The organism is Yoonia sp. (genome assembly GCF_046498525.1).
Classification (GTDB): Bacteria; Pseudomonadota; Alphaproteobacteria; order Rhodobacterales; family Rhodobacteraceae; genus Yoonia.
This window is the reverse complement of the sequence record NZ_JAWOAN010000022.1, coordinates 1-17883: the sequence shown is the minus strand read 5'-3', so window position 1 is coordinate 17883 and position 17883 is coordinate 1. Positions and strand designations below refer to the sequence as shown.

Here is a 17883-nt window from a genome sequence, read left to right as displayed (position 1 = left end):
ACTTTGTCTTCTCGTGGCAGGTTGCGCCAAAGGGACGCGCAGCACAAGAACCGCGCGCCGCAAAATTGAGAAGTTAGGGCAAACAATGGGTGCATCAGCGCATTGGTTTCGCGTTTTTCAGATCGCAGCCTTCGCGATCATCGTCAGCATGAGCGCGGCTTGCGCGCAAGAAGGCGACACAGGCCCCGTTATCGGCCCCGCAATCGGCCCCGAAACAAACTTGCCACTGCCGCGCTACGTGTCGCTTCGGGCGAGCGAAGCCAATGTGCGCCGCGGTCCGTCCCTTTCGCACAGGATCGACTGGGTGTTCCAAAGGCAGGAGATGCCGCTTCAGGTGGTTGCCGAATACGGTCACTGGCGGCGCGTGATCGACCGCGATGGACAGGGCGGATGGGTGCATTACCGGATGCTGTCTGGCGCTCGTACCGTCGTCATAGAAGCACCCGACACTGTTCTGCGGACACGCCCCGAACCAAACGCACTGGAAAATGCGGTGCTGGAACCGGGGGTCGTCGCACGGCTGGGCGACTGCAATCCGGAGTGGTGCCAGCTTTCTGCGGGCGGCTATAGCGGCTGGGCGTTGAAATCCGCGCTCTGGGGCGTCGCTGAAGCCGAAATCCGGGAATGACCGACCGCACTGACACCCGCCTGAACCTGTCCGCCGGGCTGCTTTCTGTCTCGGTTGCGCTTATCCTCGTGCTTGCAAAGCTTTGGGCGCTTGGCCAGACCGGATCGCTTGCCGTGGCCGCCACGCTGGCAGACAGTGCATTGGACCTGATGATGTCGGTCGGCGGATTGGTCGCCATCGCCTATGCAGCCAAGCCGCCCGATGAGGAACATAATTTCGGGCATACATCCGCCGAAGATCTGGCAGCGCTCGGACAATCGCTGTTCATCATGATTTCTGCCTGCGTGATTGCGGTGGCCGCAATATTCCGGCTGCTGGACGACAACGTGGTGCTGCCCGAACGTGAGGGGCAAGGCATTGCAATCATTGGTTTTTCCATCGTTTTGACGCTTGGGCTGGTGCTCTGGCAGCGGCATGTGGCCGCCAAGACAGGCAACAAGGTCGTCAAGGCCGACAGCCTGCATTATCTGGGAGACCTAATTCCGAATATCGGTGCAATCATCGCTTTGTGGGCTTCGGCCGCTTTCGGGCTTTACCAGATCGACAGTGTCGTGGCGCTGGCGGCGGCGGCGTTTCTGGGTTTCGGGGCCTTCAGAATTGGCAAGGCGGCTTGGGACGCGCTGATGGACCGGCAGGCCGACCCCGAGATGATCGCGGGGATTGCCGGGATCGTCGCAAATTTCGATGGTGTACAAGGCTTTCACGACCTGAAAACCCGTGTCGCCGGAAGCCGCGTTTTTGTGAACCTGCATATCGAGCTTGAAGGCTCGCAGACACTTGACGAAGCTCATGAAATCGGGGCCGCCCTGCGGCGGGCCATCATCGCAGCCTACCCGCGCACAGATGTCTTGATACACAAGGACCCCGTCGGGGTTACCAGACACCCCGACGACACCCGCCCCTAGGCCGCCTGATCCAGCCCGCGCCCTTTCAAGAGCGCCTCGACACCCGGCATACGGCCCCTGAAGGCAGTGTAAAGATCGGCAGCATCCACCGATCCACCCGATGACAGCACGGTTTGTTCCAGCAGTTTGGCTGTGGCAGGGTCGAAAGGATCGCCCACCTCTTCAAAGGCCGCGAATGCGTCGGCATCCATCACTTCGGACCACATATAGCTGTAATAACCGCTGGAGTAGCCGTCGCCCGCAAAGACATGTGCAAAATGCGGCGTTGCGTGGCGCATCCGGATGGCATGGGGCATCCCGATCTCTTCCAGAATTTCCGCCTGCCGCTGCATCGGATCAGCGGGGGCCGCACCATCGTGAAAACCCAGATCGACAAGCGCCGAGGCCACATATTCAACCGTCTGAAAGCCCATGTCATAGGTCGCGGCACCCAGCATCCGGCTCAGCAAATCCTCTGGCATGGGTTCACCCGTTTCGGCATGTGTGGCAAATTCGGCCAGCACCTCGGGTACCTCAAGCCAGTGTTCATAAAGCTGGCTCGGCAGCTCTACAAAGTCGCGGGCAACCGACGTGCCAGAGATGCTTTCATAGGTCACATCCGACAGCATCTGGTGCAGGGCATGGCCAAATTCATGGAACAGGGTCCGCGCATCATCATAAGACAAGAGCGCAGGCTTGCCTGCCTCGGGCTTGGCGAAATTGCACACATTCACGACATGCGGACGGATTTCCCCGCTCAACCGCTGTTGCGACCGCATCGCCGAACACCACGCGCCGGACCGTTTGGAACCGCGCGCGAAGTAGTCACCGATAAAGACGGCAACATGTTCACCGTTTCGGGTGACGTCCCACATGCGGACATCCGGATGATAGACAGGCCCATCGACAGGCGCGAACTCCAACCCGAACAGGCGGTTTGCACAGGCGAATGCCGCCTCGATCATCCTGTCCAACTGCAGATACGGTTTCAGTTTCGCCTCATCCAGATCATGCAATTCCTTGCGGCGCTTCTGTGCATAGAAACGCCAGTCCCACGGCTCCAATGGCCCGTCGAACCCATCGGCATGCAACATCCGTTGCAAGAAAGCGGCATCTGCTTCGGCGGCGGCCTTGGCCGGCTGCCAGACCTGCATCAGCAGATCGCGCACGGCACCGGCTGTGCCTGCCATTTCAGTCTCAAGCTTGAAACCGGCAAAACTGTCATAGCCCAACAGTTTGGCGCGCTCTTCGCGCAGTTTCAGCGTCTCGGTCGCGATGCCGCGGTTGTCCGTTTCGCCCCCGTTCGCACCACGCGCACCCCATGCTTCATAGGCGCGTCGGCGCAGGTCGCGGCGCTCCGAGAATTGCAGGAACGGCACGATCAAGGATCGTGACAGGGTGACAACCGGACCTCCGGCCTTTTTGTCCGCACCGGCTGCCCTTGCAGTGGCGACAACGAAATCGGGCAAGCCAGTCAGATCATCTTCGTCCAGTGCCATGAACCATTCACGTTCATCAGCCAAAAGGTTTTGCGTGAACGCGGTACCCAGAACGGACAACCGCGATTTCACGGCGCGCAGATCTTTTGCCGCCTTGCCTTCAAGTTGCGCGCCGGACCGCACAAAGCCACGGCGGGTCAGCATCAGCACGCGTTGCTGTTCATCCGTCAGGTCGAGCTGATCCCGTTTCTGCCAAACCGCATCGACCCGCGCAAAAAGCGCCTTGTTCTCTGACACTTCAGATCCGTAGGCGCTGAGCAGTGGCCCAAAGTCGCGCTGCAAGGCTTCGCGCTTGGGGTTACTGTCGGCTCCGGCGATGTTGTAGAACGCCCCCAAGACACGGCCCAGCGTATCGTCGGCACGCTCCAAGGCCTCGATCGTGTTCGCGAAATCAGGTGCGTCGGGGTTGTCGGCGATTGCCGCGATATTGGCACGTGATTGGGCCAATGCCGCATCGACGGCGGGGGCGAAATCCGCGTCGGTGATCCGGTCAAAGGGCGGTAGGCCAAACGGTGTGTTCCAATCGTCAAGCAGCGGGTTTGTCATGGGAAGTCTCCTTTGAAGGATAAGTAATACGCTGCGCCAGAAACACCATAGCCCTAGCCAGCCGAAGTCAGGCCCCTGCCCCCGCAAACCTTGCAGTCTGCGTGGGGTTTCACCGCAATGGTCCGCGTCTGGGCATAGAGCGCGTCATAGATCAGCAAACGGCCACCAAGGGTTTCGCCGGCACCCGTAACCAGTTTCACCGCCTCGACCGCCATCATCGCACCGATCACACCGGGCAGCGGGCCGATCACGCCTGCCTCCGCGCAGCTTGGCACCAGTGCCGGATCAGGAGCCTGAGGGAACACGCAGGCGTAACATGGTGTGCCTTTGGCGGGATCATAAACACTGATCTGCCCTTCCCATTGGGTCAGAGCGGCGGCGATCAACGGTTTTTTCGCCGCGAAGGCCGCTGCATTCACCAGATAGCGGGTTTCGAAGTTGTCACTACCGTCAAGGATCAGGTCATAATCTGCGAAAAGGTCGGCCGCGACATCTGCATCAAGCCTGCGCTGATAGGGCCGCACCGTCACAAACGGGTTCTGCGCCTTCATTGCTTCGGCAGCAGAATACACCTTGGGCATGCCGATATTGCGATCAAGGTGGATGACTTGCCTTTGCAGATTGGCATTTTCGACAACGTCGTCGTCAATGACGCCGAGTATGCCAACACCGGCAGCGGCAAGATACTGCAATGCAGGCGCACCCAACCCTCCGGCGCCGACAACAAGAACCTTCGCATTGCGCAGCGCCTTCTGCCCCGGTCCGCCGACTTCGCGCAGGATGATATGGCGGGCATAACGGTCAAGCTCGGTTTGGGAAAAACTGTCCGGTTTCACCACGGGGGCTTCTTGCGATTTGACGCGGGCGCGCAGGTTGCCAAGAAATTTGCGGTACAGCCACACCAAAACGCCAAAACCCAGGAAAATCGCCCAGAGCCGTACATCCCCACCCGTCGCCATACGCAGGGGATGCCCATCAGGCAGGATCACGTGGATGATCATGACACCGACCAAAAGGATCGCCATCATGTTCCAGCGCACCGCATAGGGCACTTTCATCAGCCAACCGATCACCCAAAGGGTGATCGCCATTGTGCCAACCATAATCATTGGCCGGTGGACCCAAAGCCGCCCGCGCCGCGGGCCGTTTCATCAAGCGTCGTCACCGTTTCAAATCGCGCCTGCACGACGGGGGCGACAACCATCTGTGCAATCCGCATCCCGTGCGTGACGTCAAAGACTTCACTACCAAGATTGACCATGATCACGCCAAGAGGTCCGCGGTAATCGCTGTCAATGGTGCCGGGCGTGTTCAGCAATGTCATGCCATGCTTCAAGGCCAAACCCGAACGCGGCCTGATCTGCACCTCGTACCCTACAGGGATGGCCATCCGCAGTCCGGTGGGCAAAAGGGCGCGTTGTCCGGGGGGTATCGTCACTGCCGCACGATCAGGCAAATTTGCACATAAGTCTGCACCCGCAGCCCCTGCTGTTTCATATGCGGGCAAACCGACACTCCGGTCGGCCCCTTCGTCCCATTGGAATTGGATTGTCACACTCACGCAATCGCCTCGGCTATACGTCGGGCAAGCGTCACCGCGACCGCATCTTTGGACATGCGCGGCCAGCTTTCCACACCTGCCGCTGTGATCAGGGTTACAGCGTTTTCAGACCCGCCCATTATCCCTGTTTCGGGCGACACATCGTTGGCAACGATCCAGTCACACTGCTTGCGCGCCCGCTTAGCCGTGGCGTTGGCAATCACATCGTCTGTTTCGGCGGCAAAACCGACAACCAGCTTTGGCCGCCCCCCAGACATCTGCGACACGGTTGCCAGAATGTCCGGGTTTTCGGCGAAATCAAGTGTCGGCAGGCCCGAACCGTCTTTTTTGATCTTGCTCTTGCCCGCGTTGGCGACATGCCAATCCGCAACAGCCGCAGCAAAGACAGCGGCATCCACAGCACCGGCCGCCTGCACCGCAGCGAGCATGTCCTGCGCCGTTTGCACCTTTACTGTCGTGACACCCAACGGGGGTGGGACGTCGGCAGGGCCGGTGACGAAAGTGACCCGTGCGCCCAGCGCCGCAAATGCCTTGGCAATCGCCGTGCCCTGCGCACCCGAAGACCTGTTGGCGATATAGCGCACCGGATCAATCGGTTCATGTGTCGGGCCAGAGGTCACGAGGATATGCCGCCCCTTGAGCGGCCCGTCAGACAGTGCGGCATCTATGGCCGCGATGATTTCTGGTACTTCCGCCATCCGTCCCGGGCCATATTCGCCGCAGGCCATATCGCCCTCATTCGGGCCTACAACCAAGATACCATCATCCTGCAACATCGCCAGATTGCGCCGGGTCGCGGGATGTTCCCACATGCGGACATTCATCGAAGGTACGATCAAGACGCGCTTGTCGGTCGCAAGAAGCAGGGTCGATGCAAGGTCATTGGCGTGGCCGCCAGCCATTTTTGCCATCAGGTCCGCCGTTGCGGGCGCAACCACGACCAGATCGGCAGCACGGGACAATTCGATATGTCCCATCTCTGCCTCGTCGGTCAGGTTGAACAAGTCCTGATAAATCTTGGACGCGGACAACGCCGCAAGGCTGAGTGGGGTGACGAATTCCGAACCTGCCTTGGTCAGAACCGGTGTCACTTGCGCACCTTTCTCACGCAGACGGCGCACAAGGTCCAACGATTTGAAGGCGGCAATGCCGCCTCCAACAATCAAGAGAATATGCTTGTTTGCGAGCATGCGCTGTCTCCGGTCGGGGTTGCCTGACACTAGGTCAGATCAGACCGGAAAGACAATGTCACGATTTGCCCAAAAATCCCTGAACTTCGGTGCTTTGGGATTCGAGGCATTTGCGCATTTTACCGAATGCCGCAGCCTCAAGCTGGCGGACCCGCTCTTTCGACAGGCCCAGTTCTGTCCCGAGGCTTTCGAGCGTGCGTGGATCGTCGCGCAACTTGCGCTCGCGCACGATAAATTGCTCACGGTCATTGAGGTTCGACAGCGCCGTCAGCAGCCACTGGCGCAGCGTGTCGTTGTCATGCGTGTGCGCAACGGTCTCGGCAGCCTGCGGGCCATTGTCTTCGAGAGCATCGATCCACTCCCGGCCCTCATCGTCCACTGATTGTGTCGCATTGAGTGAAAAATCGGACCCGGACAGGCGCCCTTCCATCATCTCGACATCATGCAATGGCACACCGACCTCGATGGCGATCAATTCGCGCATCTCGTGCTTGTCAATCGTGCGGCCTTCGGCGGCGGCTTCGCGCTCCAGACGGGCCTGCACACGGCGCATGTTGAAAAAGAGCGACTTTTGCGAAGATGTGGAACCGGTGCGAACCATCGACCAGTTGCGCATAACATAATCCTGAATCGATGCCTTGATCCACCAAACCGCATAAGTTGAAAAACGAACGCCACGGTCAGGGTCGAATTTGTCCGCTGCTTTCATCAGGCCAACAGATGCCTCTTGGATCAGGTCGTTCATCGGGGCACCGTAGCGCTTGAACTTGGATGCCATCGAGATCGCCAACCGCATGTAAGCTGTGATCAACCGGTGCAGCGCTTCTTCGTCGCGCTGATCCCGCCATGCATAGGCAAGCGCCAGTTCGGTCTCAGCATCCAGCAGTTCTGCTTTCATCGCTGTTCGAGACAAAGTTTGATCAGAAAAACCGGTAACGCCCATTGTATTTCTCCCAGATAGCAGTGTCATGCATTAACTTTGTTGTCTGAATTAGTTACGCAGGCATGAACGAAATGGATCAGATAAAGTTGCGCCCATGGCATTGCCGAACCTCACTCTCATCCTAGGCGGCGCTGCCTCCGGGAAATCCGCTTTTGCTGAAAGCCTTGTTTTGCAGGGTGGTCACGAACACCCTGCCTATATCGCAACAGCCCAGATATTCGACGACGAAATGGCGCAGAAAGTAGCACGCCATCGCGAAATGCGCGGGGATGGCTGGCTGACAATTGAGGAACCGCTCGATCTTGCCTCAGCCTTGGCAAATGCACAGGACGACCAACCGGTGCTGGTCGATTGTGCAACGCTTTGGCTAACGAACGTGATCTTGGGCGATCATGACATAGACGCGCATAGCGCCGCACTCATCACCGCACTCAAGCTGCGAAATAGCCCCGTCGTTGTTGTCTCGAACGAGGTGGGTCAGGGCATTGTTCCCGACAATGCGTTGTCGCGTAAATTCCGCAATGCGCAAGGGCAGTTGAACCAAAGGATCGGCGCGGAAGCAAATCTGGTCATCGCCGTGATGGCAGGCCTGCCTTTGGTGCTGAAAGGCAGCCTGCCGTGACACGGCTCTGGATGGTGCGCCATGGACCGACCCATGCCAAGTCGATGGTCGGCTGGTCCGATATTCCCGCGGATTTGTCCGACTTGGCGGCGATTGGCCGTTTGCGTCAATTCTTGCCCGACGCGCCCGTCGTCTCGTCCGACCTGATCAGGGCAGCGGCGACCGCAGACGTCCTCAACCCCGATGTCCGTTTGCCACACAACAAGGACCTGCGTGAAATCAATTTTGGTGACTGGGAACTGCGCAACTTCAATGAAGTGGAGGCCGAAGACCCGGTCACGATCCGTGCCTATTGGGAAACGCCCGGTCATGTGGCCCCGCCCAATGGCGAAAGCTGGAATACGGTCCGGCTGCGGGTCGATCGCGCAGTCGACCGGTATTTGGCAGACGGCCATCACGACCTGATCGTCGTGGCACATTTCGGCGTTATCCTGACGCAGGTGCAGCGGGCGCTTGGCATTGGCGCATATGAGACATTCGGCCATCGGATTGACAACCTCTCGGTGACGGTCCTGCAAAATACCGGCGCGGGCTGGGTGGTAGACCACATCAATCACAGCCCGTGACGGGCAGCGTCACGGATGAGCGTTGGCGCAATGCCGCACTGCAGGAGGTGCACGCGCCTTGGCCCGGTGAAAAAATTAACCTTTCTTAAAGAACATGCGCCTACCCGTTAACCATGAACGGGAGACGGCCATGGTCGCTTTAGCCTATACGGTAGCATTTGAAGGGATCGAGGCACGGCTGGTCGAGGTACAATGCGCGGTGACACCCGGAATACCCGCATTCTCTATCGTTGGACTGCCAGATAAAGCGGTATCAGAAGCACGCGAGCGCGTGCGTGCCGCCTTGACCGCAATGGCGATTGCGCTGCCCTCCAAGCGGATCACGGTAAATCTGTCGCCTGCCGATCTGCCGAAGGAAGGATCACACTTTGATCTTCCGATTGCATTGGCGCTTCTTGCGGCGCTCGAAATCATCCCGCACGACGACGCCGCACAAACCGTCGCACTTGGCGAGCTGTCGCTGGACGGAACGCTTGTTCCGGTCGTCGGCGCACTGCCTGCGGCGATGGCTGCTGCGCAAGACGACCGCACACTGCTCTGCCCACACGCCTGCGGTGCAGAGGCCGCTTGGGTCGGGACCGTCAATGTCATCGCACCGCGTACATTGGCCGATATGGTGCGGCACTTCACAGGGCAATCCGTCTTGCAGCCTGCCACGCCCGGTGAGGTTCTGGGGCGAACAGGCACGCGGGATCTTTCAGAGGTCAAGGGCCAGGAGCGGGCAAAGCGGGCTTTGGAAATCGCGGCGGCCGGGCGCCACCACCTGCTGCTGGTCGGCTCTCCGGGATCGGGTAAATCCATGCTGGCCGCGCGTATCCCCGGCATCCTGCCCCAATTGACACCGACCGAGGCGCTCGAGACCTCCATGATTCACTCGCTGTCCGGTTTGCTGGACGAAGGCGGGATCAACCGTGACCGACCGTTCCGCGAACCGCACCACACCGCTTCGATGGCCGCAATCGTCGGCGGCGGACGCACTGCGAAACCGGGTGAAATCAGCCTTGCGCACAATGGCGTGCTTTTCATGGACGAGTTTCCGGAGTTCTCCCGGGCGGTCCTTGAAACGCTCAGGCAACCCATTGAAACGGGCGAAGTCGTGGTCGCACGCGCCAACGCGCATGTGCGCTATCCTTGCCGTTTTATGCTGGTGGCAGCGGCAAACCCATGCAAATGCGGCTACCTTTCAGACCCATCGCGGGCCTGCGCCCGCGTGCCGGTTTGTGGCGAGGAATACATGGGCCGCATTTCCGGCCCGCTGATGGATAGATTCGACTTGCGTGTCGAAGTCCCGCCGGTGGCCTTCACCGACCTCGACCTGCCCGAAGCCGGTGAAAGCTCTGCGGATGTTGCGGCACGCGTCCAACAGGCACGCAACATGCAAACCGCCCGCTTTGCAGATCATCCCGAAGTCCGGGTAAATGCGGATATGGAGGGCCACTTGCTCGCGCAAATCGCGACACCGGATACTGCGGGGCGCGCGCTCTTGGTGAAAGTGGCCGAAAGGTTCGGTCTTTCGGCCCGTGGCTACCACCGTGTCCTGCGCGTCGCCCGCACGATTGCGGACCTCGAGCAGTCCAAAGATGTGCGCCACCCCCACGTCGCGGAGGCCGTCAGCTACCGGCTCGCCATGGCCAAAGAGGTCTAGCGCCGGGCCTCGATTGCATGCCAGATCTTTTCGGCAATATTGACACCGTCGAAACGCTCAAGCTCCTGGATGCCGGTAGGCGATGTCACGTTTATCTCCGTCAACCAGTCACCGATCACGTCTATGCCGACAAATATCTGGCCCTTTTCGCGCAAAAGCGGCCCGATCCGTGCACAGATTTCACGATCCCGGTCCGTCAGGGCAACCTTTTCAGGGCGCCCGCCGACATGCATGTTGGACCGTGTCTCTCCGGTGGCCGGAACACGATTGATCGCGCCGACAGGTTCCCCGTTGATCAGGATCACGCGCTTGTCACCTTTTACCACGTCAGGCAGGAACTGCTGTATGATCAATGGTTCGCGGCTGATACCGGCAAAAAGTTCGTGCAACGAGGCAAGGTTACTGTCGCCGTATTTGAGCTTGAAGACGCCCGCGCCACCATTACCGTAAAGCGGCTTGAGGATCACATCACCATGCTTGTCACGAAACGTCTTGAGCGTTGCAAGATCGCGGGCAATCATGGTTGGTGGCGTCAGATCGGGAAAGTTGAGAACCAACAGCTTTTCGGGATAGTTGCGCACCCAAAACGGATCGTTCACGACCAACGTGTCAGGATGCACCATATCGAGAATATGGGTCGTCGTGATGTAGCTCATATCAAAAGGCGGGTCCTGCCGAAGCCACACAACATCAACATCCGACAGACCAATGGTCTGCTCTTCGCCAAGTCGAAAATGGTCGCCCTTCACCCGCTGCACAGTCAGGGGCCAGCCTTTCGCGGTCACGCGGCCCTGATCATAAGCGAGCCTGTCCGGCGTGTAATAGAAAAGCGAATGTCCACGCGACTGCGCTTCTTCCGCAATCCGAAAAGTGCTGTCCGCATCAATGTCTATCGGCCCGATAGGGTCCATCTGGAAAGCGATCTTCAGCGACATGGCCAGCCTCTTGTATTGGGTATTCCGCCACTAGATGACGCAGCATCAAACCATGTGCAATGGTGTGTTACATTTCCATAAAAGCGTTTTCGATCACTTTGAGGCCACCAAAGCCGTTCACAACCGCCAGGTCAAACCGCACATCGGTCAATTGCCCACGTGGTTCGCCTGCCAAGAACTCTCCGGCGCTCGCGACGATACGCTCCATTTGCCTGCGGCCCAGGCGTGCGGCAGCGCTGGCAAAACTGCGGCTTTTCTTCACCTCGACAAAGACAACTGTGTCACCCTCGCGTGTAATCAGGTCAATCTCGCCTGCGCGCCCACGCCAACGACGCGCCGCGACGATATGATCCCGCCTGGCATAGTCCTTGGCGACAATGTCTTCGGCCACCAATCCCGCATGATATCCAACTGTCCCGCTCACTCGTCATCTCCCATATCCAATGCCTTCTGGTAGACCTGCCTGCGCGGCAATCCCAGCGCACCGGCCACCACTGTTGCTGCATCCTTGACGCGCATCGTTTTCATCGCCTCCCGCAAGGCCGCACTTACATCATCATCAGCAACGTCAACGGCCCCGCCGCGACCAACCAAAACAACGATTTCACCTTTTACGGACCGCTCTTGAAACTTATCAGCAAGTTCCCCCAGTGACCCGCGCGTGACCTCTTCAAACTTCTTCGTCAGTTCACGGCAGACGACCGCTTCCCGCTCATCTCCCAATATCTCGCGCAAATTACCTAACATTTCACCAACGCGTTTCGGGCTTTCATAAAAAATCAGCGTAAACGGTACATCCCGCAGCGCGGCTATTTCGGTTTCGCGTTGTTTCTTGCCTGCCGGCAGAAAACCGACAAAGGCAAAGCGATCCGTTGCCAAGCCGGATACGGTCAAGGCCGCGAGCACTGCAGACGCCCCCGGCGCAGATGTCACGGCAATACCTTCCGCGATGGCCGCGCGCCCCAGTTCATAGCCGGGGTCGGCAACCAGTGGCGTACCGGCCTCTGATACGTAGGCTACAGATTTTCCAGCCTTCATATCCGCAACCAAGCGCGCGACAGCGCCTTCGCCACTGTGATCATGGAACGCCACGACCTTGCGCCCGTTCAGCGGAACACCATGAATTTCCATCAGTTTGCGCGCCGTCCGCGTGTCTTCGGCGGCAATCAGGTCGGCGGATGCAAGAATATCAAGACCACGCAACGTCATATCGCGCGCAGACCCAATCGGGGTTGCCACAAAATAAAGACCGGCAGAGAGTGGCTTGCTTATGAAATTCATCTCTGGACCCGCGAGCCCCCTGCTTTATGATGACCCTCAACATCGCGGCGGGACGTGAGGCTTGCGCCAACTGTCATTCGCACGAAACAGGAGGAATATCGCCCATGTTTGCTCTTTTCAGCACCGCCCGCAAGGCGCTGGCGCGCTTTTTTGCTTGCACCGCGCTGCTTTGGCTTGCTGCCTGTGACGTGACTTTGGCACCGGATGCCAATGTCGGCCGCCAGATTGACCCTGCCGAACCCATTGACGTCGCTCTTCTGGTGCCGGGCGGTTCCGCACAGGAAACAGATAATTTGCTTGCGCGGAATTTTGAGAATGCCGCGCGTCTTGCCATCGCTGACCTGAATGGTGTGACCATTGATCTGCGCGTCTACAATACCGCCGGTGGCAATCCACAGCAAGCGGCCACCGCCGCGACACGCGCTGTGAATGAGGGCGCAAAGATCATCATCGGCCCACTTTACGGCGAGGCCGCAAACGCGGCCGGCGTCGCGATCGCGGGACGCGATGTGAATGTTCTGGCTTTTTCAAACAACCGCGCTTTCGCCGGCGGCAACGTCTTTATTCTCGGGTCCACGTTCGACAACACCGCCGAACGTCTTGTGCAGTTCGGCACGCGCCAGGGGATAAGCCGCTTTATGGTCTTGTATGGCGACGATCTGGCCGGTCGTGTCGGGCGCGATGCGATCACCTCTGCGGTCCAAGCAAACGGCGGTGAAATCGTTGCCGTCGAAAGCTACCCGCTGTCGCAACAGGGCATTTTTACTTCGACACGCAGGATTGTTTCCAGTGTCCGCAACTCCGGTGCGCAAGCTGTCTTTACAACGGCGGGAGCAAACGCAGACCTGCCCATCCTGGCAACAGCACTTCCCGATGCGGGGATGGATACCAGCCAGAGCCAATTGATTGGGCTGACACGTTGGGATACGCTCCCGCAGCTTGCAGCGCTTCCCGGGCTTCAAGGCGGTTTGTTCGCCCTGCCCGATCCCGGCCCCGCAGCCCTTTTCGCCAACCGCTATGCTGCCACCTATGGCGAGACGCCGCATCCGCTTGCCGGGCTGGCCTATGATGGCATCGCGGCGATCGGTGCCTTGGCCGCCGCCGGAGACTCCGAGGCTTTGACAAAAGCGGCGCTGATCCAGCCGCAAGGATTCCGGGGAACATCCGGCATCTTCCGGTTGCTTCCCAACGGACTAAACCAGCGCGGCCTTGCCGTTGCTACAATTCAAAACAATCAGGTTGTAATCCTTGAACAAGCCCCAAGAAGTTTTGGTGGCCCCGGCCTCTGATCCTGCTTCACAGCAAAACGCAAAAGCGCCGGACGGTTTGATCTGTCCGGCGTCTGCCATTTTTGATGCAGGTGCAGTGACTGCCCAGATCGAACAGGCGATCGCGGATGCGCCATCGGAAAAGGCCATCAGAGCAGCGACCGTAGATGCTCTGACACAAGCCCGCAATGCCGGGCGGCTACAGATCGCATCTGCTTTCAAGGCACAGCCGTTCGCCTCCCGCCCCACAACAAGAGCCTATAGCTGGCTCACCGATCAGCTTGTCAAAACTGTTCTGAAGGTAGCGACGGAACACCTTCATCCGCTTCCGAACCCCACCGAGACCGAGCGGCTTTCGCTGATTGCCGTGGGGGGCTACGGTCGCGGGGAAATGGCGCCTCATTCCGACGTCGACCTGCTGTTCTTGACCCCCTACAAGATCACGCCTTGGGCAGAGAGCGTGATTGAATCCATGCTCTACATCCTGTGGGATCTGAAACTGAAAGTCGGCCATTCCAGCCGCACGGTCAAAGACTGCCTGCGGCTGGCGAGGGAAGATTATACGATCCGCACCTCATTGGTCGAGTATCGCCATCTTGCAGGCGACGAGGAGCTTGCAGCCGAATTGGGGAGCAAACTGTGGTCGGAGTTGTTCAAGTCGACCGCAAGCGACTTTATCGAAGCGAAACTCGAAGAACGCGCCGCACGGCACCGCAAGCAGGGCGGCCAGCGCTATATGGTCGAGCCGAATGTCAAAGAGGGCAAAGGCGGCTTGCGCGATTTGCAGTCGCTGTTCTGGATCAGCAAATACGTGCACGGCGTCAAGGATGCCGCGGAACTGGTCAATCTGGGGGTCTTCACTCCCGAAGAATTCAAGACCTTCGTCAAAGCTGAAGACTTTCTTTGGGCGGTCCGCTGCCATCTGCATTTGCTTGCGGGAAGGCCTGTCGACCAACTGACATTCGACATGCAGGTCGAAGTCGCGGAAGCAATGGGTTTTAGCGACTACGGCGGCAGGCGCGGTGTCGAACATTTCATGCAGGCCTATTTCCGGCAGGCGACACATGTTGGCGAATTGACCCGTATCGTCCTGACCGCGCTGGAAGCGAACCACACCAAGCAGGAACCTGTGATGGTGCGGCTGCTGAAGCGGCGCAAAAAGGCAAAGGCGCCTTACGCGATCAAGCAAAACCGCCTGACGGTCGCCAATGAAAAGGCTTTTCTGGCGGACAAGCTGAACATCCTGCGTCTGTTTGAAGAGGCCTTGCGCACAGGCACCTTGCTGCATCCGGATGCCATGCGCCTGATTTCGGCAAACCTCGATCAGATCGACGCAGACATGCGGCAAAACAAAGAGGCGCGCCGCATCTTTCTTGATCTGCTGCTCAAACACGGTAATCCGGAACGCGCATTGCGACGGATGAATGAATTGGGAGTGCTGGCCGCATTCATTCCGGAATTCGCGCCGATCGTCGCGATGATGCAATTCAACATGTATCATCACTACACCGTCGACGAGCACACGATCCAGTGCATCAGCAACCTTGCCCAGATCGAGCGCAAGGAACTGAACGAAGAACTGCCTGTTGTTTCGGGTATTCTGGAACGCGGTGTGAACCGCAAAGTGCTTTATGTGGCGCTCCTGCTCCATGACATCGGCAAAGGCCGCAACGAGGACCACTCGGTTCTGGGTGCGCAGATTGCACGCAAGGTCGCTCCGCGTCTTGGGCTGAACAAAAAGGAATGTGAAACGGTCGAATGGCTGATCCGCTATCACCTGCTGCTGTCTGATGTGGCGCAAAAACGCGATATCGCGGAACCCCGGACCGTGCGCGGCTTTGCCAAGGCGGTAAAATCGGTGGAACGCCTGGATCTTCTGACAGCGCTGACCGTCTGCGACATTCGTGGCGTCGGGCCGGGGACATGGAATAACTGGAAGGCGGTACTGATCCGCAATCTTTATAAGGCCACAAAATCGGCGCTCCAGACGGGTCTTGAAGACCTGAACCGCGAAACCCGCGAGGTAGAGGCCAAGCGCGCGTTGCGTGCCGCCCTCGCCGATTGGGACAGCAAAGCGCTCAAAGTTGAGATGGGCCGGCATTACGGGCCATATTGGCAAGGGCTGCCTCTGGCCGCGCAGATCATCTTTGCAAAGCTGCTGCGCGATATTTCCAACGACGAGATCAAGATCGACCTGATGCTCGATGAAGACCGCGACGCGACGCGGGCCTGCTTTGCCATGGTCGATCATCCGGGGCTTTTCAGCCGCATGACAGGGGCTCTCGCGCTGGTTGGCGCGAACGTGGTCGATGCCCGCACCTACACGTCGAAAGACGGGTATGCGACGGCGGTGTTCTGGGTCCAGGACAACGACGGTAACCCCTACGAGGCCGACCGCCTGCCGCGTCTGCGCAAGATGATCCAACGCACCCTGAGAGGCGAGGTTGTCGCGCAAGACGCGCTCAAGGACAAGGACAAGATCAAGAAACGCGAGCGCGCCTTCAAGGTGCCGACCAACATCAGTTTCGACAACGAAGGGTCAGAGATCTACACCATCATCGAGGTGGATACCCGCGACCGCCCGGGGCTTCTCTATGATCTGACGCGGACGCTTGCGGACAATCATGTCTACATCGCATCTGCCGTCATCGCGACCTACGGAGAGCAGGTTGTCGATACATTCTATGTCAAAGACATGGTCGGCCTGAAATACCACTCCGAGGCCAAGCGGGCGGGACTCGAACGCAAGCTGCGCGAAGCGATCATCCAAGGCGCCGAACGCGCTGCCGCAGGGTGACAGCCATGAAAGGCGCCAATTCATTCCTACGCACCGGATTAAGGTCTTGGAAAAACCCCGAGTGCCGCGCATGAAGCCCGTCCGGCTGATGGCCGGCTTTTTCACGGTCGGTATCTGGACGCTGCTCAGTCGCGTCATGGGTTTTGTCCGCGACATCATGATCGCCGCGTTTCTGGGGACCGGCCCCGTTGCCGAAGCGTTCCTCATCGCTTTCTCCCTGCCCAACCTGTTCCGCCGGTTTTTTGCCGAAGGTGCCTTCAACATGGCCTTCGTGCCGATGTTTTCCAAAAAGGTGGAAGGCGACGACGATCCGCACCGGTTTGCCGAGGATGCCTTTGTCGGGCTAGGCGCAATCCTCACGGTCTTTACCGTGATCGGCGTGATCTTCATGCCTGCCCTTGTGACGCTCATGGCCAGTGGATTTCTGGGAACCGAACGTTTTGATCTGGCCGTCTACTATGGCCGGATCGCCTTTCCCTACATCCTCTTCATTTCGCTGACTGCGTTGCTATCGGGTGTCCTGAACGCGACCGGACGCTTTACTGCCGCTGCAGCGGCCCCCGTTCTTTTAAACATCATCTTCGTGTTGGCGCTGGTCGTGACAGGGTTCGCCTGCGATTGCACGGGAAAAGACGGTCAGACGGTCATCGGCCAGTCACTGGCTTTTGCCGTCCCGCTTGCCGGGATCGCCCAGCTTGCCGTTGTGTGGATCGCCGCCAAGCGGGCGGGGTACGCACTGCGCATCAGCCGGCCCAAAATGACGCCGGAACTGAAACGGCTCGCGATCATTGCAGCACCTGCGGCCCTTGCCGGCGGTGTCGTGCAGATCAACCTGCTTGTCGGGCGGCAGGTTGCAAGTTTTTTTGACGGTGCTGTAGCATGGCTGAGCTATGCCGACAGGCTTTATCAGTTGCCGCTTGGCGTTGTTGGAATTGCCATTGGCGTAGTGCTTCTGCCCGACCTGTCACGCCGCTTGCGCGCCGGTGACGAAACAGGCGGGCGTGACGCCTTCAACCGGGCCTCAGAGATCAGTCTGGCACTGACTATTCCCGCCTCTGTCGCGCTGATGGCGATCCCGCTGCCGCTTGTCAGCGTCCTGTTTGAACGTGGCGCGTTTACCAGTACAGATACAACGGCAACCGCACTGGCTGTGGCAATCTACGGCTTGGGGCTGCCCGCCTTCGTATTGCAAAAGACATTGCAGCCCTTGTTCTTCGCCCGCGAAGATACCAGACGGCCGTTCTACTATGCCGTGATCGCCATGCTTTTGAACGCCGCTCTGGCGATTGGCCTTGCGCCACTCATCGGATTTGCAGCGGCCGCAATTGGCACGTCGATAACAGGCTGGGCGATGGTTGTTTTGTTGGTGCGCGGCGCCCGCACGATGGGTGATGCGGCCAGATTTGACGCGCGTTTCAAGCAAAGAATGGTCAGGATCGTTCTGGCCGCATTGGGAATGGGCGTGATCCTCATGGTTGCCTCGGCCATCATGACACCGCTCTTCGGTATCGCGACGGT

The 17883-nt window shown here is 59.0% G+C and carries 16 protein-coding genes; 8 read left to right on the top strand and 8 right to left on the bottom strand.

Features of this window, described 5'->3' with window-relative positions:
• Positions 1–85 precede the first annotated feature (85 nt).
• The gene (locus tag R6T97_RS01580) at positions 86–628 is read left to right on the top strand and encodes an SH3 domain-containing protein (RefSeq protein ID WP_410347558.1); all 543 of its coding nucleotides are present in this window, start codon (positions 86–88) and stop codon (positions 626–628) included.
• Complete coding sequence (locus tag R6T97_RS01575; RefSeq protein ID WP_410347557.1) at positions 625–1533, top strand: cation diffusion facilitator family transporter; 909 nt, start codon at positions 625–627, stop codon at positions 1531–1533. Before R6T97_RS01580 ends, R6T97_RS01575 begins: the two co-directional genes overlap by 4 nt.
• Here R6T97_RS01575 and R6T97_RS01570 read toward each other — a convergent pair.
• From R6T97_RS01570 to R6T97_RS01550, 5 genes are read right to left on the bottom strand one after another with little or no spacing between them, the layout of a single operon-like run.
• A complete protein-coding gene (locus R6T97_RS01570) occupies positions 1530–3557 on the bottom strand; it encodes a M3 family metallopeptidase (RefSeq protein ID WP_410347556.1) in 2028 nt (675 codons plus the stop codon). The two genes, R6T97_RS01575 and R6T97_RS01570, sit on opposite strands and share 4 nt — an antisense overlap.
• Positions 3558–3610: 53 nt before the next feature.
• Positions 3611–4666 carry a HesA/MoeB/ThiF family protein gene (locus tag R6T97_RS01565; protein ID WP_410347555.1) on the bottom strand — a complete coding sequence of 352 codons (1056 nt, stop codon included), beginning with the start codon at positions 4664–4666 and terminating at the stop codon, positions 3611–3613.
• Positions 4663–5118: a dUTP diphosphatase gene (dut, locus tag R6T97_RS01560; RefSeq protein WP_410347554.1), complete on the bottom strand. Its 456-nt coding sequence runs from the start codon at positions 5116–5118 to the stop codon at positions 4663–4665. Before dut ends, R6T97_RS01565 begins: the two co-directional genes overlap by 4 nt.
• Positions 5115–6308 carry a bifunctional phosphopantothenoylcysteine decarboxylase/phosphopantothenate--cysteine ligase CoaBC gene (coaBC, locus tag R6T97_RS01555; protein ID WP_410347553.1) on the bottom strand — a complete coding sequence of 398 codons (1194 nt, stop codon included), beginning with the start codon at positions 6306–6308 and terminating at the stop codon, positions 5115–5117. Before coaBC ends, dut begins: the two co-directional genes overlap by 4 nt.
• Before the next feature lie 58 nt (positions 6309–6366).
• Complete coding sequence (locus tag R6T97_RS01550) at positions 6367–7251, bottom strand: RNA polymerase factor sigma-32 (RefSeq protein ID WP_410347577.1); 885 nt, start codon at positions 7249–7251, stop codon at positions 6367–6369.
• A 94-nt stretch (positions 7252–7345) separates the two neighbouring features.
• On the opposite strand from R6T97_RS01550, the gene cobU reads away from it, so the two are divergent.
• The 3 genes from cobU to R6T97_RS01535 all read left to right on the top strand — a co-directional run bounded on the left by cobU (position 7346) and on the right by R6T97_RS01535 (position 10084).
• Positions 7346–7873 carry a bifunctional adenosylcobinamide kinase/adenosylcobinamide-phosphate guanylyltransferase gene (gene cobU, locus R6T97_RS01545; RefSeq protein WP_410347552.1) on the top strand — a complete coding sequence of 176 codons (528 nt, stop codon included), beginning with the start codon at positions 7346–7348 and terminating at the stop codon, positions 7871–7873.
• On the top strand, positions 7870–8439 hold the full coding sequence (locus R6T97_RS01540; protein ID WP_410347551.1) for a histidine phosphatase family protein: 570 nt from the start codon (positions 7870–7872) through the stop codon (positions 8437–8439). Before cobU ends, R6T97_RS01540 begins: the two co-directional genes overlap by 4 nt.
• 130 nt (positions 8440–8569) lie before the next feature.
• The gene (locus tag R6T97_RS01535) at positions 8570–10084 is read left to right on the top strand and encodes a YifB family Mg chelatase-like AAA ATPase (protein ID WP_410347550.1); all 1515 of its coding nucleotides are present in this window, start codon (positions 8570–8572) and stop codon (positions 10082–10084) included.
• Here the strand turns inward: R6T97_RS01535 and gshB are convergent.
• From gshB to rsmI, 3 genes are all read right to left on the bottom strand, one after another.
• The gene (gene gshB, locus R6T97_RS01530; RefSeq protein ID WP_410347549.1) at positions 10081–11019 is read right to left on the bottom strand and encodes a glutathione synthase; all 939 of its coding nucleotides are present in this window, start codon (positions 11017–11019) and stop codon (positions 10081–10083) included. The genes R6T97_RS01535 and gshB overlap by 4 nt on opposite strands.
• A gap of 67 nt (positions 11020–11086) precedes the next feature.
• A complete protein-coding gene (locus tag R6T97_RS01525; RefSeq protein WP_410347548.1) occupies positions 11087–11443 on the bottom strand; it encodes a YraN family protein in 357 nt (118 codons plus the stop codon).
• Positions 11440–12300: a 16S rRNA (cytidine(1402)-2'-O)-methyltransferase gene (gene rsmI, locus R6T97_RS01520; protein ID WP_410347547.1), complete on the bottom strand. Its 861-nt coding sequence runs from the start codon at positions 12298–12300 to the stop codon at positions 11440–11442. The genes R6T97_RS01525 and rsmI overlap by 4 nt, the downstream gene beginning before the upstream one ends.
• Positions 12301–12404: 104 nt before the next feature.
• On the opposite strand from rsmI, the gene R6T97_RS01515 reads away from it, so the two are divergent.
• The 3 genes from R6T97_RS01515 to murJ all read left to right on the top strand — a co-directional run.
• On the top strand, positions 12405–13589 hold the full coding sequence (locus tag R6T97_RS01515) for a penicillin-binding protein activator (RefSeq protein ID WP_410347546.1): 1185 nt from the start codon (positions 12405–12407) through the stop codon (positions 13587–13589).
• A complete protein-coding gene (locus tag R6T97_RS01510) occupies positions 13570–16365 on the top strand; it encodes a [protein-PII] uridylyltransferase (RefSeq protein ID WP_410347576.1) in 2796 nt (931 codons plus the stop codon). Before R6T97_RS01515 ends, R6T97_RS01510 begins: the two co-directional genes overlap by 20 nt.
• A 70-nt stretch (positions 16366–16435) precedes the next feature.
• The coding region (murJ, locus tag R6T97_RS01505) for a murein biosynthesis integral membrane protein MurJ (RefSeq protein WP_410347575.1) at positions 16436–17883 on the top strand (1448 nt) is incomplete at its 3' end.

Coding starts and splice junctions, on each gene's coding strand:
- R6T97_RS01580 (WP_410347558.1), top strand. CDS start 86: ATGGGTGCATCAGCGCATTGGTTTCGCGTTTTTCAGATCGCAGCCTTC.
- R6T97_RS01575 (WP_410347557.1), top strand. CDS start 625: ATGACCGACCGCACTGACACCCGCCTGAACCTGTCCGCCGGGCTGCTT.
- R6T97_RS01570 (WP_410347556.1), bottom strand. CDS start 3,557: ATGACAAACCCGCTGCTTGACGATTGGAACACACCGTTTGGCCTACCG.
- R6T97_RS01565 (WP_410347555.1), bottom strand. CDS start 4,666: ATGATTATGGTTGGCACAATGGCGATCACCCTTTGGGTGATCGGTTGG.
- coaBC (WP_410347553.1), bottom strand. CDS start 6,308: ATGCTCGCAAACAAGCATATTCTCTTGATTGTTGGAGGCGGCATTGCC.
- R6T97_RS01550 (WP_410347577.1), bottom strand. CDS start 7,251: ATGGGCGTTACCGGTTTTTCTGATCAAACTTTGTCTCGAACAGCGATG.
- cobU (WP_410347552.1), top strand. CDS start 7,346: ATGGCATTGCCGAACCTCACTCTCATCCTAGGCGGCGCTGCCTCCGGG.
- R6T97_RS01535 (WP_410347550.1), top strand. CDS start 8,570: ATGGTCGCTTTAGCCTATACGGTAGCATTTGAAGGGATCGAGGCACGG.
- gshB (WP_410347549.1), bottom strand. CDS start 11,019: ATGTCGCTGAAGATCGCTTTCCAGATGGACCCTATCGGGCCGATAGAC.
- rsmI (WP_410347547.1), bottom strand. CDS start 12,300: ATGAATTTCATAAGCAAGCCACTCTCTGCCGGTCTTTATTTTGTGGCA.
- R6T97_RS01515 (WP_410347546.1), top strand. CDS start 12,405: ATGTTTGCTCTTTTCAGCACCGCCCGCAAGGCGCTGGCGCGCTTTTTT.